Source organism: Angustibacter luteus (assembly GCF_039541115.1).
GTDB lineage: Bacteria > Actinomycetota > Actinomycetes > Actinomycetales > Angustibacteraceae > Angustibacter > Angustibacter luteus.
In genome coordinates, this window is record NZ_BAABFP010000008.1 from 324,232 (window position 1) to 349,773 (window position 25,542).

General features: G+C 72.5%; 22 protein-coding genes. 14 read left to right on the forward strand and 8 right to left on the reverse strand.

All coding sequences use genetic code 11. The features are described from left to right. Window positions 1-36 precede the first annotated feature (36 nt). Together mshD and ABEB17_RS18575 are read left to right on the forward strand one after the other, a co-directional pair. Window positions 37-1,029 carry a mycothiol synthase gene (mshD, locus tag ABEB17_RS18570; RefSeq protein WP_345718500.1) on the forward strand — a complete coding sequence of 331 codons (993 nt, stop codon included), beginning with the start codon at window positions 37-39 and terminating at the stop codon, window positions 1,027-1,029. 67 nt (window positions 1,030-1,096) lie between these two features. Continuing rightward, complete coding sequence (locus tag ABEB17_RS18575) at window positions 1,097-3,277, forward strand: RNA degradosome polyphosphate kinase (protein WP_345718239.1); 2,181 nt, start codon at window positions 1,097-1,099, stop codon at window positions 3,275-3,277. Between the two features lie 35 nt (window positions 3,278-3,312). Here the strand turns inward: ABEB17_RS18575 and fabI are convergent, their stop codons facing one another. Next, on the reverse strand, window positions 3,313-4,071 hold the full coding sequence (gene fabI / locus ABEB17_RS18580; protein ID WP_345718240.1) for an enoyl-ACP reductase FabI: 759 nt from the start codon (window positions 4,069-4,071) through the stop codon (window positions 3,313-3,315). 116 nt (window positions 4,072-4,187) lie between these two features. On the opposite strand from fabI, the gene ABEB17_RS18585 reads away from it, so the two are divergent. From ABEB17_RS18585 to ABEB17_RS18610, 6 genes are all read left to right on the forward strand, one after another. Next, a complete protein-coding gene (locus ABEB17_RS18585) occupies window positions 4,188-5,159 on the forward strand; it encodes an NUDIX hydrolase (RefSeq protein ID WP_345718241.1) in 972 nt (323 codons plus the stop codon). A 175-nt stretch (window positions 5,160-5,334) separates the two neighbouring features. Further along, complete coding sequence (pstS, locus tag ABEB17_RS18590; RefSeq protein WP_345718242.1) at window positions 5,335-6,429, forward strand: phosphate ABC transporter substrate-binding protein PstS; 1,095 nt, start codon at window positions 5,335-5,337, stop codon at window positions 6,427-6,429. Between the two features lie 92 nt (window positions 6,430-6,521). Next, the gene (pstC, locus tag ABEB17_RS18595) at window positions 6,522-7,538 is read left to right on the forward strand and encodes a phosphate ABC transporter permease subunit PstC (protein WP_345718243.1); all 1,017 of its coding nucleotides are present in this window, start codon (window positions 6,522-6,524) and stop codon (window positions 7,536-7,538) included. Further along, on the forward strand, window positions 7,535-8,446 hold the full coding sequence (gene pstA, locus ABEB17_RS18600) for a phosphate ABC transporter permease PstA (protein WP_345718244.1): 912 nt from the start codon (window positions 7,535-7,537) through the stop codon (window positions 8,444-8,446). The genes pstC and pstA overlap by 4 nt, the downstream gene beginning before the upstream one ends. 23 nt (window positions 8,447-8,469) lie before the next feature. After that, on the forward strand, window positions 8,470-9,246 hold the full coding sequence (gene pstB / locus ABEB17_RS18605) for a phosphate ABC transporter ATP-binding protein PstB (protein WP_345718245.1): 777 nt from the start codon (window positions 8,470-8,472) through the stop codon (window positions 9,244-9,246). A gap of 142 nt (window positions 9,247-9,388) precedes the next feature. After that, window positions 9,389-10,471, forward strand: a complete 1,083-nt coding sequence (locus ABEB17_RS18610; protein ID WP_345718246.1) for a hypothetical protein — start codon at window positions 9,389-9,391, stop codon at window positions 10,469-10,471. A 25-nt stretch (window positions 10,472-10,496) separates the two neighbouring features. Here ABEB17_RS18610 and ABEB17_RS18615 read toward each other — a convergent pair whose 3' ends face one another. Then, window positions 10,497-11,450 (reverse strand): inorganic phosphate transporter, encoded by a 954-nt coding sequence (locus tag ABEB17_RS18615; protein WP_378227028.1) that lies wholly within the window; start codon window positions 11,448-11,450, stop codon window positions 10,497-10,499. A gap of 44 nt (window positions 11,451-11,494) precedes the next feature. After that, a complete protein-coding gene (locus ABEB17_RS18620; RefSeq protein WP_345718248.1) occupies window positions 11,495-12,115 on the reverse strand; it encodes a DUF47 domain-containing protein in 621 nt (206 codons plus the stop codon). 224 nt (window positions 12,116-12,339) lie between these two features. Here ABEB17_RS18620 and ABEB17_RS18625 point away from each other — a divergent pair, with 224 nt between their 5' ends. Continuing rightward, complete coding sequence (locus ABEB17_RS18625) at window positions 12,340-13,317, forward strand: ABC transporter ATP-binding protein (RefSeq protein ID WP_345718249.1); 978 nt, start codon at window positions 12,340-12,342, stop codon at window positions 13,315-13,317. Beyond that, a complete protein-coding gene (locus tag ABEB17_RS18630) occupies window positions 13,314-14,420 on the forward strand; it encodes a hypothetical protein (protein ID WP_345718250.1) in 1,107 nt (368 codons plus the stop codon). The genes ABEB17_RS18625 and ABEB17_RS18630 overlap by 4 nt, the downstream gene beginning before the upstream one ends. 3 nt (window positions 14,421-14,423) lie before the next feature. Here ABEB17_RS18630 and ABEB17_RS18635 read toward each other — a convergent pair whose 3' ends face one another. From ABEB17_RS18635 to ABEB17_RS18645, 3 genes are all read right to left on the reverse strand, one after another. Beyond that, window positions 14,424-14,564 (reverse strand): hypothetical protein, encoded by a 141-nt coding sequence (locus ABEB17_RS18635; RefSeq protein WP_345718251.1) that lies wholly within the window; start codon window positions 14,562-14,564, stop codon window positions 14,424-14,426. A 74-nt stretch (window positions 14,565-14,638) separates the two neighbouring features. Further along, window positions 14,639-16,177 (reverse strand): metallophosphoesterase family protein, encoded by a 1,539-nt coding sequence (locus ABEB17_RS18640; protein WP_345718252.1) that lies wholly within the window; start codon window positions 16,175-16,177, stop codon window positions 14,639-14,641. 369 nt (window positions 16,178-16,546) lie between these two features. Continuing rightward, window positions 16,547-17,179, reverse strand: coding sequence for a hypothetical protein (locus ABEB17_RS18645; RefSeq protein WP_345718253.1), 633 nt, complete (start codon window positions 17,177-17,179; stop codon window positions 16,547-16,549). Between the two features lie 90 nt (window positions 17,180-17,269). Between ABEB17_RS18645 and ABEB17_RS18650 the strand changes: the two genes are divergently transcribed. The 3 genes from ABEB17_RS18650 to ABEB17_RS18660 are packed head-to-tail and all read left to right on the forward strand — an operon-like array spanning window position 17,270 to window position 20,732. Beyond that, window positions 17,270-19,066: an AMP-dependent synthetase/ligase gene (locus ABEB17_RS18650; RefSeq protein ID WP_345718254.1), complete on the forward strand. Its 1,797-nt coding sequence runs from the start codon at window positions 17,270-17,272 to the stop codon at window positions 19,064-19,066. A 10-nt stretch (window positions 19,067-19,076) separates the two neighbouring features. Beyond that, window positions 19,077-19,433, forward strand: coding sequence for a PLD nuclease N-terminal domain-containing protein (locus ABEB17_RS18655; protein ID WP_345718255.1), 357 nt, complete (start codon window positions 19,077-19,079; stop codon window positions 19,431-19,433). A gap of 15 nt (window positions 19,434-19,448) precedes the next feature. Continuing rightward, complete coding sequence (locus ABEB17_RS18660; RefSeq protein WP_345718256.1) at window positions 19,449-20,732, forward strand: MFS transporter; 1,284 nt, start codon at window positions 19,449-19,451, stop codon at window positions 20,730-20,732. Here the strand turns inward: ABEB17_RS18660 and ABEB17_RS18665 are convergent. Together ABEB17_RS18665 and ABEB17_RS18670 are read right to left on the reverse strand one after the other, a co-directional pair. Beyond that, window positions 20,696-21,124: an SRPBCC family protein gene (locus ABEB17_RS18665; protein WP_345718257.1), complete on the reverse strand. Its 429-nt coding sequence runs from the start codon at window positions 21,122-21,124 to the stop codon at window positions 20,696-20,698. The two genes, ABEB17_RS18660 and ABEB17_RS18665, sit on opposite strands and share 37 nt — an antisense overlap. After that, complete coding sequence (locus ABEB17_RS18670; RefSeq protein ID WP_345718258.1) at window positions 21,124-24,270, reverse strand: ATP-binding protein; 3,147 nt, start codon at window positions 24,268-24,270, stop codon at window positions 21,124-21,126. The genes ABEB17_RS18665 and ABEB17_RS18670 overlap by 1 nt, the downstream gene beginning before the upstream one ends. A gap of 156 nt (window positions 24,271-24,426) precedes the next feature. Between ABEB17_RS18670 and ABEB17_RS18675 the strand changes: the two genes are divergently transcribed. Then, window positions 24,427-25,539, forward strand: coding sequence for a class I SAM-dependent methyltransferase (locus ABEB17_RS18675; protein WP_345718259.1), 1,113 nt, complete (start codon window positions 24,427-24,429; stop codon window positions 25,537-25,539). Window positions 25,540-25,542 lie beyond the last annotated feature (3 nt).

The following is a 25,542-nucleotide window of genomic DNA, read 5'->3' on the forward strand; positions in this document are numbered from 1 at the left end:
GTGCCGACCGACCCGCCCACCGACCCGCCGACCGACTTGCCCAGCGACCCGACGTCCGAGTTCGACGTCCGTCTCGAGGTGCTCGAGAGGCTCGCCCCCGACGACCTGTCGGCGGTCACCGCACTGGTCGCCGCCGCGACCGAGGCCGACGGCCTGCACCCGCTCAGCGAGCACGTCATGCTGCACCTGCCGTCGACGGCGCCCGGCGCGGACCGGCACCTGCTGGTCTTCGCGACCCCGGCCGAGGGGGGCGCCGAGCGGCTGGCCGGCTACGGGCACCTCGACCCCACCGACGCGGTGGACGGCGCGAGCGCCGAGGTGGTCGTGCACCCCGACCTGCGCGGGCACGGCGTCGGCCGGCTGATGGTGGGCCACCTGCAGGAGCTGTCCCCGGACGGCCGGCTGCGGCTGTGGGCGCACGGGCAGCAGGCCGGGGCGCGGGCGCTGGCCGAGTCGCTCGGCTACGTGTCCGTGCGCAAGCTCTGGCAGATGCGCCGCTCGCTGCGCCAGGACGTCCCCGCCCTCGACCCGCCGCCCGGCTACACGCTGCGCGCGTTCCGGCCCGGCGCGGACGACGAGGCCTGGCTGGCGGTCAACGCCGCGGCCTTCGCGCACCACCCCGAGCAGGGCCGGTGGACGGCGCAGGACCTGGCCTTCCGGATGGCCGAGGACTGGTTCGACCCCGCCGGCTTCCTGCTGCTGGACGGCCCGGACGGCGACCTGGCGGGCTTCCACTGGACGAAGGTGCACGGGTCCGACCCGGCGGCCCGGCACGGCCACGATCGGATCGGCGAGGTGTACGTCGTCGGGGTGTCGCCCGCGCACCAGGGGCACGGGCTGGGCGCGGTGCTGACCGTCGCCGGGCTGCGCCACCTGCGCTCCCAGGGGCTGACCCAGGTGATGCTGTACGTCGACGGGGACAACGAGGCCGCCGTGCGCACCTACTCGCGCCTGGGGTTCACCCGCGCGGCCGTCGACGTCCAGTACTCGCGGCCGCTGCCGTCCGCCGCGCTCACCGACCAGCCCTGACCCGGTTGCTGACCGCCCGTCGGACGCGCGCTACCCACCGTTCACGAAGCGGTGGCACGATCAGGGCATGACCGTCGCGATCGAGCCCGCCGGCCGGCAGCAGCCCGCCGAGCAGGACCCCGAGCGTTTCCTGGACCGGGAGACCAGCTGGCTGCAGTTCAACGAGCGCGTGCTGCAGCTCGCCGAGGACCCGACGCTCCCGCTGCTCGAGCGCGCCCGCTTCCTGGCCATCTTCGCCAGCAACCTGGACGAGTTCTTCATGGTCCGGGTGGCCGGCCTCAAGCGTCGCATCGCCACCGGCATCGCGGTCCGCTCGGCCGCCGGCCTCGAGCCGCGCGAGGTGCTGGAGCAGATCAGCTCGCTCGCCCAGGAGCTCATGCAGCGGCACGCCCGGGTGTTCCAGGACGACGTCCGCCCGGCGCTGGCCAGCGAGGGCATCACCGTCGTGCGCTGGGACGAGCTGAGCACCCTCGAGCAGGAGCGCCTGCAGGAGATGTTCCGCGAGCAGATCTTCCCGGTGCTGACGCCGCTGGCCGTCGACCCGGCGCACCCGTTCCCCTACATCTCCGGGCTGTCGCTGAACCTGGCGGTGGTGGTCCGCAACACCAAGACGTTCAAGGAGCACTTCGCGCGGGTCAAGGTGCCGCCGCTGCTCCCCCGGTTCATCGCCGTCGAGGACGTCGGCGGCTCGGCCGCCGGGGTCGAGCCCGCCCTCGCCGACCCGTACAAGTCTCGGTTCGTGCCGCTCGAGGACATCATCGCCGCGCACCTGGACCAGCTGTTCCCGGGCATGGACGTGATGACCCACCACAGCTTCCGGGTCACCCGCAACGAGGACCTCGAGGTCGAGGAGGACGACGCCGAGAACCTGCTGCAGGCACTCGAGAAGGAGCTCATGCGTCGCCGGTTCGGGCCGCCGGTGCGGTTGGAGGTGGACGACGACGTCGACGACCACGTGATGGACCTGCTGGTCCGCGAGCTCGGGGTCTCCGCGAGCGAGGTCTACCGCCTGCCCGCCCCGCTGGACCTGACCGGCCTGAACCTGGTCGCCGACCTGGCCCGCAGCGAGCTGCGCTACCCCTCGTTCGTGGCCGGCACGCACCGGGACCTCACCGAGGGCATCGAGACCAGCAAGCCGGGCGACATCCTGGCCGCGATGCGGATGCACGACGTGCTGCTGCACCACCCGTACGACTCGTTCTCGACGTCGGTGCAGGCGTTCCTGGAGCAGGCCGCCGCCGATCCGCGGGTGCTGGCCATCAAGCAGACGCTCTACCGCACCAGCGGTGACTCGCCCATCGTGGACGCGTTGATCGACGCGGCCGAGGCGGGCAAGCAGGTGCTGGCGATCGTCGAGATCAAGGCGCGCTTCGACGAGCAGGCGAACATCAGCTGGGCGCGCAAGCTCGAGCAGGCCGGCGTGCACGTCGTCTACGGCATCGTCGGGCTCAAGACGCACGCCAAGCTGGCACTCGTCGTCCGGCAGGAGGCCGACGGGCTACGTCGCTACTGCCACATCGGAACCGGCAACTACAACCCGAAGACCGCGCGCCTGTACGAGGACCTCGGCCTGCTCACCACCGACCCGAAGGTCGGCGAGGACCTGACTCGGCTGTTCAACCAGCTGTCCGGCTACGCGCCGCGCACCCGGTTCAAGCGGCTGCTGGTCGCGCCGCGGTCGTTGCGCAGCGGGCTGATCGAGCAGATCGACAACGAGATCGCGCACGCCGACGCCGGGCACCCCGCGTCCATCGCCCTGAAGATGAACTCGATCGTGGACGAGTCCATCATCGACGCGCTGTACCGGGCCTCCGGTGCGGGCGTGTCCGTCGACGTCCTGGTGCGCGGCATCTGCGCGATCCGGCCGGGCGTGCCCGGCCTGAGCGAGAACATCCGGGTGCGCAGCGTGCTGGGCCGGTTCCTGGAGCACTCGCGGGTCTTCATGTTCGGCCCGGCCGACCGCGAGCCGACCGAGACGGCCTGCTGGATCGGCAGCGCGGACATGATGCACCGCAACCTGGACCGGCGCGTCGAGGCGCTGGTCCGCCTGGAGAACCCGGTGCACGTGGCCGAGCTGCGCACCCTGCTCGACACCGCCATGAGCGACGAGACGTCGTCCTTCCACCTCGGCGCGGACGGCGGGTGGACCAGGCGCCACCTGGACGAGCACGGGGTGGCGTTGCAGGACCTGCAGACCGTCGTGGCGGAGCGGCTCGGCCGGCAGCGGCGCAAGGCCCGCCGGCACTAGTGCGGCCGACGGCCGGCCCCTCGACGCCGAAGTCCCTACTGCCCCATGGCGTGCACGCCGCCGTCGACGTGCACGATCTCGCCCGTGGTGGCCGGGAACCAGTCGGACAGCAGCGCCACGCAGGCCTGAGCGGCCGGTACCGGGTCGTTGACGTCCCAGCCCAGCGGCGCCCGCGCACCCCAGGTGTCCTCGAACGCCTGGAAGCCCGGGATGGACTTGGCGGCAGTGGTCCGGATCGGGCCGGCGCTGACCAGGTTGGCGCGCACGCCCAGCGGCCCGAGATCCCTGGCGCAGTAGCGGTTCACCGCCTCGAAGGCGGCCTTGGACACGCCCATCCAGTCGTAGACCGGCCAGGCGTAGGAGCCGTCGAACGTCAGCCCCACGATGGACGACCCACGCTGCAGCAGCGGCTGCGTCGCGACCGCCAGCGCCTTGAGCGAGTACGCCGAGGTGTGCAGCGCGGTCGCGACGTCGTCCCAGCCGGCCTCGAGGAAGTTGAACGCCCCGGCCGGCGCGAAACCGATCGAGTGCACCACGCCGTTCAGCCGGTCGGTGTGCTCGCCGACCCGCTCGGCCAGCGACGCCAGGTGGTCGGTGTCGGTGACGTCGAGCTCGAGCACCGGCGCGGCCGCGGGCAGCCGGCGAGCGATCACCTGGGTGATCTTCATCGTGCGGCCGAACGAGGTGAGCACGACCTCCGCGCCCTGCTCCTGGGCCAGGCGGGCCACGTGGAACGCGATCGAGGAGTCGGTCAGCACTCCGGTCACGAGCAGCTTCTTGCCCTCGAGCAGCATGCGACGTCCTCTCCCTGGGGTGGTCGTACCGGTCCGCTTTGCGGACAGGTTGTGGAGCATACCGAGCACCGGTGCCACCATCGGTCCATGAGGCCGACCACGCCCCGAGGCTGCCGGTGACCGCGCAGGTGGTCGCCCTGCCCGCACCGGTGGACGACGGCACCGTGCGGGCCGCCGGTGCGCTGCTCTGGCGCGGGCGCGGCAAGGGGCTCGAGGTCGCCGTCGTGCACCGGCCCAAGTACGACGACTGGTCGTGGCCGAAGGGGAAGCTGGACCCGGGTGAGTCCTGGGCGGAGGCCGCGGTCCGCGAGGTGCTGGAGGAGACCGGCCTGCACGCCCGCCTGGGCATCCCCCTGCCGCTGGCCCGGTACGAGGTCGGCACCAGCCGCCCCTACCGGCGCAAGGTCGTGCAGTACTGGGCCGCGCAGGTGGTGGCCAGCGGCGGGCACCTGACCGACGAGGTGGACGAGGTGCGCTGGCTACCCGCCGACCAGGCCCGCGGTCGCCTGCACTACCGGCGCGACCAGGTGCAGCTCGACGCGCTGATCGAGGCCGACGCCCATGGCACCATCGACGCCCGGCCGCTGCTCGTCGTCCGGCACGCGAGCAGCGTGTCGCGTCGTCGGTGGAAGCAGGACGACGTCCAGCGCCCGCTCGACGAGGCTGGTCGCGAGCGCGCGAGCGAGCTGATCCCGTTGCTGTCCGCCTACCAGGTGCAACGGCTGGTGACCTCGGACGCCGAGCGCTGCGCGGCGACGCTGGCGCCGTACGCGCGGGCGACCGGTGGCCGGCTACGCGGCCGGCACGCTCTCAGCGAGGAAGGGTTCGCCGCCGACGCCGGGGGCGCCGTGAGGGTCGTGGCCAAGCTGCTGGCCAAGGGTGAGCCGGCCGCGCTGTGCACGCACCGCCCGGTGCTGCCGACCGTGCTCGGGGCCCTCGCGGAGCGGTCGGCGTCCGAGCGGGTGGCCGCCGCGCTGCGCGAGTCCGCGGGCCCCGGCCTGGTCAAGGGTGAGGTCCTGGTGGCACACGTGAGCGGTCAGGGCGAGGACGCCCGGGTCGTCGCCGTGGAACGGCACGACACGTACTGACTCAGCTCGTTCACCTGGCGCTCGCCGCAGGGCCCGGTGCCGGACGACGACCCGCCCGCAGGCGTTCACCCCCCGTTCACCTGGGTCCGGCCATCGCTTCACTCAGCCTGCTTAGCGTCCGTAGCGACGCGGCGCCCTGCCACGTCGCGACCTCACACGAAAGACGGACGACACTGTGACGATCAAGCGAGTGGGCCGGTTCGCCGGCGTGGCGCTCGTCGGCGCCCTGGCCCTGACGGCCTGCGGCTCCGACAACAACAGCAACGACGCCGCGGGGGCTGCCTCGTCCAGCTCGTGCCCCTCCGGCACGCTGAACGGCGAAGGCTCCTCGGCGCAGAAGAACGCGATCGACGAGGCCATCGCCTCCTTCGGTGACACGTGCTCGGCGGCCAAGGTCAACTACAACCCGACCGGCTCCGGCGCGGGCATCAAGCAGTTCATCGCCGCCCAGGTCGACTTCGCCGGCTCCGACTCCGCCCTCAACGCCGACAAGGGCGAGCCGGCCGACGCGGCCAAGCGCTGCCAGGGCAACCCGGCCTGGAACCTGCCCATGGTCACCGGCCCGATCGCCGTCGCCTACAAGCTCGACGGCGTCGACAAGCTGGTCGTGACGCCCGAGCTCGCGGCCAACATCTTCAGCGGCAAGATCACCACCTGGAACGACCCGGCGATCGCCAAGGTCAACCCGGACGCGAAGCTGCCGTCGACCGCCATCAAGGTGTTCTTCCGCTCCGACGAGTCCGGCACCACCGAGAACTTCACCAAGTGGCTGCACGCCGCTGCGCCGTCCGCCTGGACCGCCGACCCGGGCAAGAAGTGGACCGGCAAGGGCGAGGGCAAGGAGAAGTCGGCCGGCGTCACCGACGGTGTGAGCAACACCGACGGCGGCATCACCTACGTCGAGTGGTCGTACGCGAAGGACGCCAAGCTCGGCGTCGCGCAGGTCGACAACGGCGGCGGCCCGGTCGAGCTCACCGCCGACACGGTGTCCAAGTCCGTGGCGACCGCGACCCAGGTGGGGACCGGTAACGACCTGGCCCTCAAGCTGGACTACGCGACCAAGGAGCCCGGCGCCTACCCGGTCATCCTGGTCACCTACGAGGTCGTCTGCAGCAAGGGCCTGGAGGCCGGCCAGACCGCGCTCCTGAAGTCCTTCCTGACGCACTTCTCGGGCACCGAGTTCCAGGGCACCCTGCCGGACCTCGGCTACGCGCCGCTGCCCAGCGACCTGCAGTCCAAGGTGACCGCGGCCGTCGCCGCGATCAGCTGACCCAACGCCGGTGCCAAGCCGCCTCTCCCGTGCCGGGAACACGGGAGAGGCGGCTGGTTTCCCTTCGGGGGCAACGATGACGAGAGGCTGCGATGTCCGTAGCGACACCACCGGCTGACCTGCTCGGGGACGGCGACCCGCACGACCCGGCCTCGTCCGGGCCCGGCGACGGCGCGTCCACCGGGCGCCTGGGTGACCGGCTCTTCGCCGGCGCCGCCCGCGGGTCCGGCCTGCTGATCATCGCCATGGTCACGCTGGTCGGCGTCTTCCTGGTCAGCCAGGCCGTCCCGTCGCTGGCCGACAACCACGCCAACTTCCTCACCTCCCGGGTCTGGGACGTGGACGGGCCGACCCTGCGGTTCGGCATCGCCGACCTGCTCTGGGTCACCGTGATCGTCGCGACGGTGGCGATGATCATCGCGGTGCCGATCGCGATCGGGGTCGCGCTCTTCCTCACGCAGTACGCCCCCAGGCGCCTGGCCAGCCCGTTCGCCGCGCTGGTCGACCTGCTCGCCGCGGTGCCGTCGATCATCTTCGGCCTGTGGGGCATCAAGATCCTCGGACCCTACGTGCTGCACGCCCAGGGTTGGATCGAGACCGCGTTCGGCTGGTTCCCGCTGTTCTCGTCGGACACCACCATCAACTCGGCCGGCACCATCTTCCTCGCCTCGATCGTGCTGGCGATCATGATCCTGCCGATCGTCACCGCGCTGTCCCGCGAGGTGTTCGCCCAGACCCCGAACGCGCACAAGGAAGCGGCGCTCGCCCTGGGGGCCACCAAGTGGGAGGTCATCCGGACCGCCGTCCTGCCGTTCGGGCGTCCGGGAGTCATCTCCGCCGCCATGCTCGGCCTCGGTCGGGCGCTGGGCGAGACCATCGCCGTCACGATCATCGTCAGCAGCCTGGCCGGTGGGACGTCGTGGTCGTGGTCGCTGTTCAACGGCGGCGAGACCTTCGCGAGCCGCATCGCCAACAACGCGGCCGAGTTCGACAGCCCGCAGAAGGCCGGTGCGTTCATTGCCGCCGGCCTGGTCCTGTTCATCCTGACGTTCATCGTCAACGCGATCGCTCGAGTGGTCATCGAGCGCAGGAAGGCGTTCACCGAATGAGCATCCTGACGGCCGACCCGCCGACCGCCGAGGTCGGGGACGACCAGCTGACGCACCGTTCGCGCGGGCGGCAGGTGCGCAACGCCGCCGCCACCGTGATCGTGGTGGCCTGCTTCCTGATCGCCATCGTCCCGCTGGCATGGATCCTGTTCACCGTGGTGAGCAAGGGCTTCCACCTGCTGCTCGACGTCCACTGGTGGACCAACTCCCAGCAGGGGATCACGGCTCGGCGGGTCGGCGGCGGCGCGTACCACGCGATCGTCGGCACCTTGCTGCAGGCACTGGTCACCGCGATCATCTCGGTGCCGATCGGCGTCCTGACCGCCGTCTACCTGGTGGAGTACGGCCGCGGGAAGCTCGCGCGCGTGGTCAGCTTCATGGTGGACATCCTCACCGGCATCCCGTCGATCGTCGCCGCCCTGTTCATCTACGCCCTCTGGGTCACCACGCTCGGGCTGAACCGGGTCGCGTTCGCCGTCTCGCTGGCCCTGGTGCTGCTGATGGTGCCGGTCGTCGTCCGGTCCACCGAGGAGATGCTCAAGCTCGTCCCGAACGAGCTGCGCGAGGCGTCCTACGCCCTCGGGGTGCCGAAGTGGCGCACGATCGTGCTGGTCGTCCTGCCGACGGCCTTCAGCGGCATCGTCACCGGCGTCCTGCTCGGCCTGGCCCGGGTGATGGGCGAGACCGCGCCGCTGCTGATCCTCGGGCCGTACGCGAAGTCCATCAACACCGACCTTTTCAACGGGTTCATGGCCGCACTGCCGACCATGATCAACCAGGACCGCACCGAGGTGCTCCAGCCCGCGCTGGACCGGGTCTGGGCCGCCGCGCTCACCCTGGTGCTCCTGATCCTCGTCCTCAGTATCGCCGGGCGGATCGTGGCTCGCCTCGGTGCCGTCAAGCAGTAGTCACAACGGAGTCTGGAGCCACTATGGCCAAGCGCATCGACGTCAAGGACCTGAACGCCTACTACGGCGGTTTCAAGGCGGTCGAGGACGTCACGATGACCGTCGAGCCGCGATCGGTGACGGCGTTCATCGGGCCGTCCGGCTGCGGCAAGTCGACCTTCCTGCGGACCCTGAACCGGATGCACGAGGTGATCCCGGGCGCCCGCGTCGAGGGGTCGATCCGGCTGGACGACCGTGACCTGTACGGGGGCGAGGTCGACCCGGTCGCCGTGCGCCGCACGGTGGGCATGGTGTTCCAGCGACCGAACCCGTTCCCGACGATGTCGATCTTCGACAACGTCGCCGCGGGCCTGAAGCTGAACGGCGTGAAGAACAAGGCCCGGGTCTCGGAGGTCGTCGAGAAGTCGCTGCGCGCCGCGAACCTGTGGACCGAGGTCAAGGACCGGCTCGCCAAGCCGGGCGCGGGGCTCTCGGGCGGTCAGCAGCAGCGGCTGTGCATCGCCCGGGCCATCGCGGTCGAGCCGCAGGTGCTGCTGATGGACGAGCCGTGCTCCGCGCTCGACCCGATCTCGACGCTGGCGATCGAGGACCTGATCAGCCAGCTGAAGTCGCGGTACACGATCGTCATCGTCACGCACAACATGCAGCAGGCTGCGCGGGTCTCGGACCGGACCGCCTTCTTCAACCTCGCGGCGACCGGCAAGCCCGGCCGGCTCATCGAGATCGGCGACACCACGAAGATCTTCAGCAACCCCGTCGAGCGCGCCACCGAGGACTACATCTCCGGCCGCTTCGGCTAACCCCCACGCCCCCCCCCGCTTCCGCCACTCAGTCCGGTTTCCGCCGCCCAGGCCGGTTTCGGAGTCCGTAGACCGGCTTGGGTGGCGGAGGCCCTGTGGACGACGGTCTCGGATCGACGCGCTCGACGGCCAGGCTGGGGCTATGCCTGAGTCACGTGAGCTGCCGATGCCCTTCAGCCGCGAGCAAGCCCTGGCACGCGGCTGGACCCGCCACCAGGTCTGCCACCGGGTCCGCACCGGCCAGTGGCTCGCCCTGCGTCGGGGGTGGTACGCCGAGGCGACGCGATTTCATGAGCTGGGATCTCGCGCTCGCCACCTCGTCTCGCTAGTCGCCACCCTGCGCTACCGGGGTGCACCGGACGTCGGGAGCCACTTGTCGGCAGCGGCGGCCTGGGGCTGGCCACTCCCCTTCAACGGTTCCGGGCCGGCGACGGTGACCAGCCCCGACCTGGCGAGGTCCGGCCGCCGGCGCGCGTCGCTCGTCGTCCAGATCGCCACCTTGCCGCAACTCGACGTCCGCCACAGGACGATCCGCATCGGCGACGACCACCACACCATCGCGCTCACCAGCCCGGCGCGAACGCTGGCCGACTGCCTCCGGCACCTCCGGCAGGAGGACGCCGTGGCGATCATGGACGCGGCGATCCGGATGGGCGACAGCAGCATCGAAGCCGTCCGCGAGGTGCTCGACCGGCAGGAGCCGTGGCCGTACCTGGCCAACGGCAGGCACGGCTTGGAGCTGGTCGACCCGCGTCGCGAGTCCTACCTGGAGAGCTACTCGTTCGTACGGCTGGCCCATCGCGGCCTCCATCCCGAGCCCCAGGTGACGATCCGCGACGCCACCGGCCGGTTCGTGGCGCGAGTGGACGGCTGGCTGGACGAGCACGCCATTGCCCTCGAGGCCGACGGTCGGGCCAAGTACCTGTCCGAGGCCGGTGACGCCCCGAGCACCGGGGACGTCGTCCGCAGCGTGCGGTCGACCATGGCCGCCCAGATGGAGCGCGAGCTGGAGCTGCGCTCGCTCGGGGTCACCGTCGTCCGCTGGGGGACCTCCGAGGCGGTGCGACACCCGGATCGGCTTGCCGGGAGGGTCGAGGCCGCCAAGCGCACGGCCAGCCGGGCCGCGTTCACCGGCACGGTCGAGAGGGCAGATCCCTGCAGCCTCCGCCACCCAACCCGCGTTTGGGGCACGGCTCACCGGCCCGAGCGGCGGAAACCGGCCTGAGCGGCGGAAGCGTGGGTGCTGGGGGTTACATGAAGAGGTGGATCACGAAGTAGCTCACGGCGGCGACGATGCCGGCGCCGGGCATGGTCAGCACCCAGGCGGTGACGATGTTCGTGGCCACACCCCAGCGGACGGCGGAGAGCCGCTTGGTCGCGCCGACGCCCATGATCGCGGTCGTGATGACGTGCGTCGTCGAGATGGGCGCACCGAACACGCGACCGGCGATCCACAGGATCGAGGCCGCCGTGGTCTCGGCGGCGAAACCCTGCGGCGGGTCGAGGTGGATGATGCGCCGTCCCAGGGTGCGCATGATCCGCCAGCCGCCGGAGTAGGTGCCGAGGCTGATCACCGTCGCCGAGATCAGCAGCACCCAGGGCGGGATTCCGGAGCCGGTGTGGTACCCGCCGACCGTCAGGGCGAGGACGACGACACCGGCGGTCTTCGAGGCGTCCTGCAGCCCGTGGCCGAACGCCATCGCGGCCGCTGAGACGGTCTGCGCCGACCGGAAGCCACGAGCGGTCTTGCCCGGGTTCGACCGCCGGAACAGCCACAGGATGACCAGCATCAGGATGTAGCCACCGATGAGGCCGACGAAGGGCGACAGGATCATCGGGATGACGACCTTGTCCCAGACGCCGGACCACAGCACGGTCGCCGAGCCGGCGAGCGCGGCGCCCACCAGGCCACCGATCAGCGCGTGCGAGGACGAGGACGGCAGGCCGAACCACCAGGTCAGCAGGTTCCAGCCGATCGCGCCGATCAGCGCGGCGGCGCAGATCGCCAGTCCGGTCGAGCCGGACGGCGGGTCGATGATGCCCTTGCCGACGGTGTCGGCGACCCTCTGACCGGCGAACGCACCGACGAAGTTGGCCACCGCCGCCATGCCCAGCGCCACCCGGGGGGTCAGGGCCCGGGTCGAGATCGAGGTCGCGATCGCGTTGGCCGAGTCATGGAACCCGTTGGTGTAGTTGAACACCATGGCAAGCGTGATGACCGCGATGATCGGGAGCAGGTCCACGAGGGTCAGGACTCCTTGACCGCGATGCTCTCGACCGTGTGCGCCACCGTCTCGAAGGCGTCGATGGCGTGCTCGAGGCCCTCGACGACGTCCTTCAGCTTCAGGATGGCGGTGGCCTTGAGGTCACCGTCGAACAGCTCGGCGAGCAGGCGGCGGTACACCTGGTCGCCCTGGTTCTCGAGCCGGTTGATCTCGATCCAGTACTCCGCGAGGTCCTTCATCGAGCGCAGCCGGGGCATCGCCTCGGCGGTCAGCTCGGACATCCGGACCAGCACCTCGACCTGGCTGGCGACGCCCGCCGGGAGCTGGCCGATCTGGTACAGCACGATGCGGTCGACCGCGGACTCCATGTGGTCCATGCAGTCGTCCAGGTTCGAGGCCAGCGAGTAGATGTCCTCGCGGTCGAACGGCGTGATGAACGAGGAGTTCACCTTGCGCATGATCTCGTGGGTCGACTCGTCGGCGGCGTGCTCGGCGTCCTTCATCTGCCGGGCCAGGTCCTCGCGGGCCGAGGTGTCCGCGCCGAGCACCTGGGTGAGCAGCGCGCTGCCCTTGACCAGGTGCTGCGACTGGTCGGAGAACAGGTCGTAGAAGCTGGTGTCCTTCGGGGAGAGACTGAATCTCACGTTGCTTCTCCGGGCAGATCGGCGGTCAAGGAACGGGGGGGACACGCCCCACGGATCAGCGCGGGCGACTGACCGCGAACAGCGGCCAGGGACGATGGTAGGTGCTCCGGGGGCCTCCCTGTCACCTGGTGGTCCGCCACGCCCGCCCAGACGGGACAACACGCCGTCCCGCTGCCCTCGTTTAGGCCATGATGTGGCCGACCACACACCGACGAGGGGGGCCTGTGAGCGCCGCTGCGATCGAGATCCAGGGACTTCGCAAGAGCTACCGACGGCGCGGCCGGAGCACCACCCCTGCCCTCGACGGCCTGGACCTGACCGTGGACGCCGGCGGCGTGCACGGCTTCCTGGGGCCCAACGGGTCGGGCAAGACGACCACGATCCGGGTCCTGCTCGGGCTCGCCGCGGCGGACGGCGGCACCGCCCGGATCTTCGGACGCGTCGTCCCGCGCGAGCTGCCCCTGGTGGTCGGTCACGTGGGTGCGCTGGTGGAGAACCCGCTCTTCCTTCCCGGGCTGAGCGGGCGCGTCCAGCTGCGGCTGCTCGCGCAGTCCGTCGGCGTGCCGGACACCCGGGTCGACGAGGTGCTGGAGCGCGTCGCGCTGCACGAGCGGGCGGACGAGCGGGTCAAGGGCTACTCGCTGGGCATGCGCCAGCGGCTCGGCATCGCGGCGGCCCTGCTCAAGGACCCGCGCCTGCTCATCCTGGACGAGCCGAGCAACGGCCTCGACCCGGCCGGGATGAAGGAGATGCGCGACCTGGTGCGCGCGCTCGGCGCGGACGGGCACACGGTGTTCCTGTCGTCGCACCTGCTCGGCGAGGTGCAGCAGGTCTGCGACACGGTGGCGATCCTGTCCCGCGGGCGCTGCCTGGTGCAGGGGCCGGTGCGCGACGTGCTCGCCGCGCACGCCAGTGGGGCGGTCACCGTCGTCATGACGGACGCCGACACCGCGGCTGCGAGCACCGTGCTGGCGGAGGCGGGGTACGACGTCCACCCCGGTCCGGACGGCCGGCTGCAGGTCTCGCGCCCCGACGCTGCCGACTCGACCGGGCCGGTCGACCCCGCCCAGCTGAACCGGCTGCTCGGCGAGCGCGGGCTGTGGGCCCGTGAGCTGACGCCGGTCGCGGCCGACCTGGAGAGCGCCTTCCTGGAGATCACTCGCGGCCAGGGCCTCGGGGACGACGCCGGAGCAGCGGCGTGAGCGGCACGAACGGCGGTGTGGGCACGGTCGCCGACCCGACGGATCCGCTGGATCCGACGGACCCACTGACGTCGCCCCGCCCGCGCGCGGCGACGGGCCGCGGCCACCTGCTGCGCGCCGAGCTGGGCCGGCTGCGCCGCCGGCGACTGGTGATCACCTTCGTGGCACTGGGCGTGCTGGCACTGCTGGCGGCCCTGACGCTGGTGTTCGTGACGCACAGCCAGGACATCGCCGGGGCGCGGGCCGAGGCGATGCAGCGGGCCCAGCGGGACCTCGCGTCGTCGCAGGAGTACCGCACCCAGTGCATGGCCGATCCGACGATCTCGGACTCGGACAAGGAGAGTGGCGCCTGCGGGCCGGACGGGCAGACGATCGACGACTTCGTGTACGTGGACGACCCGCGGTTCGTGGCGGCCACGGGGCTGCCGGCCATCGCGATCGGCGTCGCCATCGTGGGTGCGCTGGTGGGGGCCATGATCGGCGCGACCGCGGTGGGCGCCGACTGGTCCAGCCGGGCGATGGTCACCCTGATCACCTGGGAGCCGCGCCGGCTGCGACTGTTCGGCACCCGACTGCTCGCCATCGGGCTGTTCATGGCCGTCGTGGCCGTCGTGACGCAGGCCATCGCGCTCGGCCTGGGCGCGCTCACGGCGAGCCTGCGCGGTACCTGGACGTCGCCGCCGTTCGACCCGAACGGTTGGGGCATCCCCGAGCAGCACTTCTGGCGAGACCTGCTCTCCCTGCAGGGCCGCGGGGTGCTGGTCGTCGTCCTCGCGGCGGTGCTGGCCGCGTCGATCGCGATGCTGACCCGGCACACGGCGGGACTGCTCGGCGTGCTGCTCGGCTGGTTCGTGGTCGTGGAGAACGCGGTCCGCGTGCTGTTCTACGACCGAGGGTGGCCGCGGTGGCTGGTCGTCGAGAACATCACGGCGTTCCTGGTGCCCCGGGGCCAGCGCTTCCAGTTCGGCGAGACGCTCGACCGCGGCGAGTACGTGGCCCGCTACGTGCACGTCTCGAACCTGCACGCGCTGCTCTACCTCGGGGTGATCACTGGCGTGTTCGTCGTGATCTCCGGCGCGCTGCTGCGACGCCGGGACCTCTAGCGGTCAGTCCAACCCGAGGGCGTGGTCGATCTCCGCTTGGCTGAGGGGGCCGTCGTGAGAGGTGGCGGCCACCACCAGATCACCGACGAGGGTGATCTCGTCATCCAGCGGAGCGTCGCGCAGGGCGTCCTCCGTGTCGGTCATGGCTCCTCCCTGGGCCTTGGCCTTCGACCAGCCTACGCACGAACTCCGCGATTTCGCCGGACTTGACCAAGTCATTACCCTCCGCTCGGCGAGTCGCTTCCGGACGGCGACGGGGAGGTGGGTGACGGGGTCGGCGTGGGGGTCGGCGGGTTCACCTCGTCGCGCGGGACGAGGGTGCGGTCGATGCTCACGGAGGTGAGGCCGAGCCCACCGACCGTGACCGCGTCGTACGCCAGCAGGCGCCCGGCGTCCGGCCCCGACTTGGCGAAGTAGAGGAGCGTCGCCTCGAGCGGCACCGGGTCGCCCTCGCTGAGCCGGCGGAGCCCGTCGGCGGTCAGGCCGGCGCCGCCGGTGGAGCCCTCGACCATGGTGCGGGTGCCGTCGGCGTACGTGACGTCCCGCTTGTGCATGTGCCCGGACAAGATGAGCGGCACCTTGCCGCGCAGCGCGTCCAACCGGGTCGGGTCGTGCACCACGGCGACCTGCACGGGCTCGTCCGGGTGCGCGGCGTCGTAGCCGTCGACGACGCCCGCCAGCCGCTGCACGGACGCCGCGACCTCGTCCTTGCCGACGTCGTCCTTGCTGCCTTCGGCGGGCAGGTCCCGCGGGTCGGCGACGCCCGCGATGCGCAGCCCGAGCAGGCTGGTGACGTCGCCGTCGAGCACGGTCGCGTTCTTCTGCCGGGCCACGGCGTCCGCGATGGTCTGGCTGTCGTGGTTGCCGCGGACGAACACGTACGGCACCTTCAGCGAGCCGACCCGGTTCACGAAGCCCTCCTCCATCGGCGTCCCCCAGGTGCTCAGGTCGCCCGAGTCGACCACCAGCTCGACACCGAACTGGTCCACCAAGCGGTCGGCGAGGTCGAAGCCGATGGGGTTCAGGTGCAGGTCGCTGATGTGCAGCACGGTCGTCACGTCGCCGCTGAGCCCGCCGCCGGGTCGGGGCAGCTGCTGGCCGACCGCGTACAGGGTCGTCACCGACTGCACGAAGTCGGACAGGCCCGACCGGTAGGACTCCAGCCGCTCGGCCAGGGTCGACGTCCGCCGCTGCACGTACGGCGCGCTGCTGAGCAGGCCGGTGAACCGGGGCTGGGCGAGCTGCGCGCTGTCGAACGTGAGCGCCGTCGCGGCGGCCAGCACCGCCGTGGCGCCGGTGACCACCGCCATGCCGAGCGCGACCCCCCGCCGGCTGCGGGTGGCCAGGTAGCTGAGCAGCGCGGCGCCGGCGAAACCGAACAGGAGCGACCAGCCGAGTGCGCGAGCGGCGGCCCAGCGGACGTCGTCCGGTGCCTGCTCGGTCAGCTTCGTCAGCCGGGCCGGGTTGTCGATCAGCGCGCGGGCCTGGTCGAGGTCCACCGCGCGGATGGACGCCTGGACCTGCAGCGGCGTCGAGTGGGTGGGGAACTGCACGGAGCCCACCGGGGGCAGGTCCACGGTGGCGCCGGGGGTCAGGCTGGGCCGGACGTGGACGTCGACGGTCAGCGGGCCGATCTGGGCATGCGCGGCGGGGGCGACCGCGGCGCCGACCAGGAAGCCGAACAGCGCGAGCAGGCCGATGCCGACCCGGCGCGCGACGCGTCGTCCCTGCGGGGAGGTGATGGGGCGAATCTGCATGATCACCTCACTCTGGCGTGATCAGGGCGCGATCGCACGATGGAGACCGGCGGAGACCGGTGGGGCGGATGGTGACTTCTGGGGTTTGGGGTGGGCGTCGGGCTGGGAGCGCCTCACGGCGCGCGGCCGCTCGTAGCGGCTTCAGTTGGGACCCGGGGCTACCGCAGCCCGACGCCCGGGCATCCCCGAGGGGACACCACGAGTGTGCACAACCAACGGGGGTTCGCGCATGTTCCCGGGCCAACATTTACCTGCCCGACACCGCACGATTCGCGCTTGACGTGCTCAAACGGCCCTCAAAACCACAGCAAGCGCGAATGGTGCGTGATCGCGGCGAGAGGGGGTGGGGGCGGGGAGGGGGTGGGGTGGTCAGGTGAGGTCGGCGGCCCGCCAGGCGTGCGCCGCGGCCTCCAGGTCAGCCGCGGTCGACAGCAGGGACGCCGCGCGCCGGGTGAGCTGGACGGACTCGTCGTGGTCGGCCAGGTCGTCGGCCCGGACGGCGCGGCCGGCCGACACGACCCGGCAGAACGCCGCGGCCCGCTCGAGGGCGACGTCCAGGTCGCCCGAGTACACGCCGGTGAGCACGGCGTCGGCGAGGGTGCGGACCTCGTCGGGGCCGGGCGGCTCGGCGACCCCGGCGACGACGTCCGCGACCGGGGCGAGCGCGCGCCCGGCCTGGTAGTCCGCGGCGGCCCCGACGCCGTCCCGGCGCACCCACTCGCGCACGACGTACAGCCGCCACAACGCCCCGGGCAGGGAGCGCGCGGGGCGTTCGGACCACAGGTCCGCGATCGTGTCCAGGCCGTGGTCGTCGACCAGCCGGACCAGCCGCGCGGTCAGCTCGGGGTCGTCGGCGCTGCGGCCGGCCTCGACGATGGCCCAGGCCGTCGCGTGCGCCGCCTCGGCCGCGGCCGCGGGGTCGGTACCGGCTTCGAACGTGTCCAGGGCGTGCGGCCCGAACATGGCGGGTCGGCGGGGTCGGTGCGGGGGCGTGCTGCTCACCGGGCCAGTCTCGCACCGGGCACCCGACGCGGCCCGCCATCCGGGTGCCGCGCCAGCCCGTTCCCGGGTGCACGACGTACGCTGTGCGCCGTGACCGACACCACATCGACAGCGCCGTCGCCGAAGGACCTCGTCGAGGTCCTCCACGAAACCGTCAGCCGCGACCCGCAGCGGGTCCTGTTCGGACGACGGGACGACGAGGGGTGGCGGGACGTCAGCGCCAAGGAGTTCCAGGACGACGTCACCGCGCTCGCGAAGGGCTTCGTGGCCGCCGGGGTCGGCGTCGGCGACCGGGTCGGGATCATGTCCAAGACGCGCTACGAGTGGACGCTGTGCGACTTCGCGCTGTGGTCCATCGCGGCGATCCCGGTGCCGATCTACGAGACGTCCTCCGTCGACCAGGTCGCGTGGATCCTGTCCGACGCGCAGGCCGTGGCGTGCGTGGTCGAGACCAAGGCGCACAGCTGGCGGCTGTCGGTCGTCCGCGACCGGGCACCCGGCGTCAAGCACATCTGGCAGATCGACAAGAGCGACGAGGTGCCCGGCCTGGAGCAGCTGGTGGCGGCCGGCCGTGAGGTGTCCGACGAGGAGCTCGCGACCCGCCAGTCGGCGTTGTCCCGCAACGTGATCGCCACCCTGATCTACACGTCCGGCACGACCGGGCGCCCCAAGGGCTGCATGCTCACCCACGGCAACTTCATCGCCGAGTGCTCCAGCGCGCTCGAGACGCTGCCGGAGCTGTTCGACCGCGATGACGCGTCGACGCTGCTGTTCCTGCCGCTGGCGCACGTGTTCGGCCGGATGATCCAGGTGGCCGTGGTGATGAAGGGCGTCAAGCTCTCGCACAGCGACCCGGCCCGGCTGGTGAAGGACCTCGCGGTCGTGCAGCCCACCTTCGTGCTGTCCGTGCCGCAGGTCTTCGAGAAGGTCTTCGAGACGGCCCGCCGCAAGGCGACGGCGGACGGGCGGGGCGGCATCTTCGACAAGGCCGCGGCCACCGCGATCGCGTACAGCGAGGCGCACGAGCACGGCAAGCCGAGCGCGATGCTGTCGATGCGGCACGCGGTGTTCGACAAGCTCGTCTACGCCAAGCTGCGGGCCGCGCTGGGCGGCAACGCGGACCTGGCCATCTCTGGCGGCGCCCCCTTGGGCGCGCGGCTGGCGCACTTCTACCGCGGCATCGGAGTCACCGTGCTGGAGGGCTACGGCCTGACCGAGACGACGGCCGCCGCGACGGTGAACACCGCGACCGCGCAGCGGATCGGCACGGTCGGCAGGCCGCTGACCGGCTTCGAGGTGCGGCTCGGGGACGACGGCGAGGTGCAGCTGCGCGGCGGCCACGTGTTCGGGGGCTACTGGCGCAACGACGAGGCCACCCGCGCGGTGCTGGACGCCGACGGCTGGTTCCACACCGGCGACCTGGGCAGCCTGGACGCCGACGGCTACCTGACCATCACGGGACGGCTCAAGGAGATCATCGTGACCGCCGGCGGCAAGAACGTCGCGCCCGCGGCGCTCGAGGACGTCGTCCGGGCCCACCCCATCGTCGGCCAGGCCATGGTCGTCGGGGACCAGCGCAACTTCGTGGCCGCGCTCATCACCCTGGACCAGGAGTCCCTCGACCAGTGGTTGCAGGACCAGGGTCGCCCGCCCCAGCCCGTCGCCGAGGTCGCGCACGACGAGCAGGTCCGGGCCGCCGTCCAGACCGCCGTGGACGACGCGAACGCCACGGTGTCCAGCGCCGAGCAGATCCGCCGGTTCCAGATCCTGACGACCGCGTGGACCGAGGAATCGGGGCACCTGACGCCGACGATGAAGCTCAAGCGCAACAAGGTCATGGAGGACTTCGCGCGCGACGTGGAGTCGCTGTACTCCTCGCGGGTCTGAAGGGGGCGACGTGCTGCGCGTGGTGCTGTACCTGGTCCAGCTGTCCCTGCTCGTGTACTGCCTGATCGACTGCATCCAGTCGGACACCAAGCGGGTGCGCAACCTGCCGAAGATCGCCTGGATCATCCTGATCGTGCTGATCCCGCTGGCTGGTCCGATCGCCTGGCTGATCGCGGGCCGACCGGCCCGGGACGGCGGCGCCCCGCCGTGGCGACCCGGCACCACCGGCGGCCCGACCCGGCCCAGCAGCGCCCCACGCGGCCCGGACGACGACCCCGACTTCCTGCGGCGGCTGAACCCCCGCCCGCCGGCTGAGCCGGGCGACCCCAGCGACTCGGACCCACCCGCGCCGGACCAGCGCTCCTGACGTAGCGTTCGAGGCGTGAGCGCGCCGTCCGTCCCCCGGTGGCGGCGGCTGGTGGTGGACACGGCGCCGCTGCGCCATCCGGCGTACCGCAGGCTGTGGCTGTCGACCGTCGTGACCACGGTCGGCGCGCAGCTCACCGCGGTCGCGGTGCCGAAGCAGATCTTCGACGACACCGGCTCGTCGGCGTGGGTGGGGCTGAGCGGGCTGGTCGCGTTGGTGCCACTGGCCTTCTTCGCCCTGTGGGGCGGGTCCATCGCGGACGCCGTGGACCGACGCAAGATGCTGCTGCTGACCAATGCGGGCATCGCGGCGACCTCGTTCGCGCTGTTCGCCCAGTCGGCGCTGCACAACACCCAGGTCTGGCTGGTGCTGGTGCTGCTGGCCGTGCAGCAGGCGTGCTTCGGGCTGAACAGCCCGGCGCGCGGCGCGGCGATCCCGCGGCTGGTGCCGGCCGGCGAGCTGGCGGCCGCGAACGCGTTGAGTGCCACCGTGTTCGGGCTCGGCGCGGTGCTCGGACCGTTGCTGGCCGGAGCGCTGATCCCGGTGCTCGGGCTGTCCTGGCTGTACCTGATCGACAGCGTCGCGCTGCTGGCTGCGCTGTACGCCGTGTTCCGGCTGCCGGCGATGCCGCCGACGCCGCGCGAGGACGGCCAGCGGGCCACCACCGGGCTCAGCTCGGTCATCGAGGGGCTGCGGTACATCTCGCTGCACGCCGTCCTGCTGGTCTCGTTCCTGGTCGACATCATCGCGATGGTCTTCGGGATGCCGCGGGCGCTGTTCCCCGAGCTCGCGGAGCGGACGTTCGGCGACCCGCCGGGCGGGGGGATCGCCCTCGGCGTGCTGTACGCCGCGATCCCGGCCGGGGCGTTCGCCGCCGGGTTGTTCTCCGGGTCGTTCACCCGGATCCGCCGGCACGGGCAGGCCACGGCGATCGCCGTGATGGCCTGGGGGGCGGCGATCGCCGCGTTCGGGCTGTCCGGGAACCTGTGGGTGGCCGCGACCTTCCTCGCGCTGGCCGGCGCCGCGGACCTGGTGAGCATGGTGTTCCGCGGCGCGATCCTGCAGACCGCGGCGACGGACGAGATGCGCGGCCGGATGCAGGGCGTGTTCTTCCTCGTGGTGGCGGGCGGCCCGCGGCTGGCGGACCTGCTGCACGGCACGGTCGGCGACCTGGTCGGGACGGCGCGCACGATCGTGGCCGGTGGGTTGTTGGTGATCGTCCTCACCGTGCTGGTGGTGCTGCGGTTCCCCACGTTCTGGCGCTACCGGCTCGGCGCCGAGCCACCCGCGGTCGACTGAGCCTCGGCGACGGCCGCGAGCCGGCTCATCGACCGCTCGGCGTACCCGCGCTGGTCCTCCAGGCGGTGCGCCTCCTGCTCGGGAATGGTCACCTCCAGCGCGACCCTCGTCCGCTCCGTGGGGAGCTCCTCGAGCTGCCAGGAGAACTCCAGGAACGAGACCAGGCACGAGATGGTGACCCGGCGGTCGGCGTGGTCGGTGCGCAACCGTTGCGGCATGGGGAAATCGGGGTAGTCCGCCAGCCAGTAGGTGAAGTCGTCGCCTGCGCCGTCCCCCGTCCGCACGGTCTGCATGCCGAAGAACCACTCGGGGAACCGGGTGGGGTCGTAGAGCAGCTTCCAGACGTCCTCGAGCGGGGCGTCCACGTCGACGGTCAGGGCGAACTCGGGCATCAGGTCATCTCCGCCGCTGCGGCCCGCGGCGCGCCGGCCAGCTCGACCAGCTCGTCCTGCACCCGGCGCAGCTCCCACGTCGGGTCGACGAGTCCGACGACCGGCGGGCGGCCGAGGTCGACAAGGGCACCGAAGAACGCCTCCGGGACGTCGTCCGAGGGCCGGCGCAGGCGCTCCCAGCCGTCAGCGGCCTCCTTCAGCCGGCGACGCGCCAGGTCCTGGTCGCCACGGGCCAGCGCGATCAGCCCCTGCACCCGGGCCACGCGGGGCACCAGGGACCAGGGCTGGTCGGCGCGAGCGGTGGGCTCGGTCAGCGCGGCGCGCAGCTCGGTGCGCGCCTCGTCCGGGCGGTCGTCGCGGGCCAGCGCCTCGGCGCGGGCCAACCGGGCCGCCGGGCGGCTGACCTCGGCCCCGGCGTCCAGCGCTCGCTGCAGCAGGTCCGCGGCCGGCCCGAACCGGCCTCCCGCGAGCGCCACCAGCCCTTCGTCGTGCCAGGTCATCGCGCGGTAGTGGACGACGTCCAACCGCTCCACCGCGGCTTCGAGCTGCTCGACGACGGCAGCGGCCTCGGCGTGCCGGCCGAGCCGGGCCAGCAGGTGCGCCTTGCCCGACAGGCACGGGATGAGCAGGACGGGCAGGGCGGCCGTGGCCTCGACGGCTCGCTCGATGAGCTCCAGTGCGCCGTCGAAGTCACCCGCGCAGGCGGCGGCGCAGGAGGCGTTGCCCCACAGCGCCCAGGCGCGGCCGGGTAGCCGGGCGAGCATGGCGGCCGAGCCGGCGCGGCGGGCGACGTCCGCGCACTCGGCGAACCGGCCTTCGCGGACCAGGCCCAGCAGCCGGATCTCCTCGATGTCACTGACCACCAGCGGGTCGCGGTCCGGGCTCGCGGGGTCGTCGACGCCGGCCAGGGCGAGCAGCTCGGAGACCTGCGTGGGATCGCCGGCGACCGCATGACCCCAGGCCAGCCCGAGCAGCATCTCCTTGCGGCTCAACGGGTTCGACGCGATGTCCACCAGCTCGCCGGCGTGCCGGTAGGCCTCGAGCGAGGCCGGCGGGTCGCAGGACACCGAGCGCATCAACCGGCCGCGGCGGCAGTAGGCGTCCGCCAGCTCCTCGGCGGGCAGCAGGGTGAGCGCGGTGTCGAAGGCCTCGTCCATCAGGTCCCGGCGCACGGACCAGCACCAGACCTCGTGCAGCTCCAACCACCAGGACCCGTTCCCCGGGTCCAGGTCGACCGCGCGGCGAAGCAGCTCGGCGGCCTCGGCCAGGGCGCCGACCGCCCGCGCGGCGATCCCGGCAGCGCCCCAGTGCCCGGCCGCCTCGGCCTCTCGGCCGGCCGACTCCAGGTGGTACGCGAGCTCGGTGTGGTCCTCGGGGTCGATCGCCGCGGCGACCTGGTCGTGCCGCCACGAACCGTCATCGGGTCCGGCGGCGACGTGCGCGGCCTCCTGGAGCAGCGCGTGCCGGTACCCGAGCCGGGCGTGGCGCCAGGCCAGCAGGCCGACCTCGAGCGCGGCGGCCTCGCCGGTCGGCAGGTCCTCGATGCCGAGCCGGTCCACCTCGGGCCGGGACAGCGGCCGCCGGCACACGGCCAGCAGCTCGGCCAGGCTCCGGCCGGACGGTGGCAGCGCCCCGGTCATCGCGCGCACGGCCGTGCGCAGGTTGGGTGGGGGGCCACTGCCGCCGGCGGCCAGCGCGCGGGCCGACTCGATGGCCAGCAGCGGGTTGCCCTCGGCGGCCGCGACGACCCGTCGGGCATCGTCGTCGCCGAGCGGTCCCACCGCCCGGGCCATGGCCGCCACGTCGCGGTCGTCGACCGGACCCAGCTCGATCTCGGTCACCGGCACGCCGCGGCCGACGAGGTCGGCCAGCAGGGCGTCGAGGTCGGTCCGGACGGGGCGGTCGCGTCGGGTGAGCACCAGCAGCACCGGCAACCGGGTGATCCGGCGTCCGACGTGCGCGGTCAGGCTCAGGCTGGCCAGGTCCGCCCGTTGCGCGTCGTCCAGCGCGAGCAGCACGGGCCGGGTGGAGCAGGACCACTCCACGAGCCGGAGCACCGCCTCGAAGATCCGCAGCCGCTCGATCTCGGGTGCGGCCAGCGCGGCAGGCGGCTCGCGGTGGCCCAGCCGGCCGCCCAGCTCGCGGGAGAGCCGGTTGAGGTCCGCCGGCCAGGACGCCGTGGGCGGCGGGGTGGGGACCACGCCGACCAGGGCGCGGGCCAGCTCCAGCCAGGCCGCGAAGGGTGTCTGGCCACCCACGTCGATCCCGGCGCCGACCGCGGCCAGGCCCCCGCGGGCGCCCACCCGGCTCGCCACCTCGCTCACCAGGGTGGTCTTGCCGATCCCGGCCTCGCCGGACAGGACGACGACCTGTCCTCGCCCGTGGGCCGCCGCGGCCCAGACGGACGCCAGTGCGGCCAGCTCCGTCGAGCGTCCGAAGACCGTGGTGCCGGTGGTGGTGGCCGCCGCGGCGACCAGCTGGGACTGGACGGCGCGGGTGGCGGGCGAGGGAAGCACGCCAAGCTCGCGGTGCAGCCGTTCGCCGAACTCGCGGGCGGCGAGCAGCGCGGCCGGTCGCTCCCCCGCCAGGTCCAGCAGGCGCAGCAGGTCGCGGTGGGCGGCCTCGTCCAGCGGTGCGGTGGCGCAGCGGAACCTGGCCCACTGCAACGCTTGTGGCCAGTCCTCGGCCCGCTCGGCGGCCGCCAGCCGGCGGTGGGCCAGGGCGTGGGTCGCTGCGCGGTGCTCGTCGCGAGCGGTGCGGGCCCACTCGTCGTCCACGCCGGGCAGCAGCTCACCGGACAGCCACTCGCCGGACGTCAGCCCGCTCTCGTCGTCCAGGCCGTCCAGGGCGTCCACCCACAGGCCGGGGCGGCGCAGCCCGATCGTCGTCCGGGAGCCCTCGACGACGTCGTCCGTCACCTCGCCCCACGAGCGCCGCAGCGCCCACACGGCCGTGCGCAGACTGGCTCGCGCGCTGGCCTCCGGGACGTCCGGCCACAGCTGCGCGGCGACCTGCGAGCGGGGGTGCGCCCCGGGGTGCAGGGCGAGCCAGCCGACCAGCGCCCGGGCGCGCTCGCTGGTCGGCAGGTCCAGGGCCGCACCGTCGAGCTCGACGGCGACGCGGCCCACCAGCCACACCCGCAGCATCTCGTCAGGGTAGCCCCGGAGGAGGCCGGTCGACCGGGCCTCGGCTGACGTTGACGATGCGCTGACGATGGCTCGACGCACGGGGCGCGAACGTGGTCCCACCGACCCAGCAGAGCGACCTGCAGCTTGACTGCAGCCCGTCCCGGAGGTGGACCGATGACCAGCACCATCAACCCGACCAGCACGACGTTCGACCCGAGCACGTTCGACCCGACCACGGTCGACGAGGCTCGGATGGAGGAGCTCGCCGGCCGCATCATCACCGACGTCGGCGCGACCGTCAGCGCGGGGCTCGTGTACCTCGGCGACCGGCTCGGCCTGTACTCCGGCCTGGCCGAGGGGCCGGCCACCCCGGCCGAGCTCGCCGAGCGGACGGGCACGTCCGTGGTCTACGTGACGCCGTGGCTGGCCAACCAGGCCGCCGGTGGCTACGTGGAGTACGACGCGGGCAGCGGGCAGTACTCGATGACGCCCGAGCAGGTCCTCGCGTTCGTCATCGAGGACGGCCCGGCGTTCTTCCCCGGCGCGTTCCAGCTCGCGCTGGCGGTGCTGCGGGACGTCCCGGGGTTCGAGGACCGGTTCCGCAGCGGCGCCGGTTTCGGCTGGCACGAGCACGATGCCGGGCTCTTCGAGGGGACCGCGCGGTTCTTCCGCCCCGGGTACGTCGCCAACCTCGTCGACTCCTGGCTGCCCGCGCTGGACGGCGTGGTGCCGGCCCTGCGGGCCGGGGCGGACGTCGCCGACTGGGGCTGCGGCCACGGGGTGTCGACGATCCTGATGGCGCAGGCGTTCGAGCGCTCGCGGTTCACCGGGAGCGACTACCACGAGGCCTCGATCGTCGCGGCCCGGCGCAAGGCCCTCGAAGCGGGAGTGCAGGACCGGGTGCGGTTCGAGGTGGCGGATGCCGACTCCGCGCCGTCCACGCAGTACGACCTCATCACCCTCTTCGACTGCCTGCACGACATGGGTGACCCCGCCGCCGCGGCGCGGGCGGCACGGGCCGCGCTGCGTCCGGACGGCACGCTCATGGTGGTCGAACCTGCTGCGGGAGACCACATCGAGGACAACCTCAACCCCGTCGGGCGTGTCTTCTACGGCGCCTCGACGCTGGTCTGCACGCCGTCCTCGCTGTCCCAGCCGGGTGCGGCGGCGCTCGGCGCGCAGGCCGGGCCCGCCGTCCTGACCGGTCTGCTGCGGGACGCGGGCTTCAGCCGGGTGCGCATCGCCGTGCAGACCCCCGTCAACCTCGTCATCGAAGCCAAGCACTGAAGG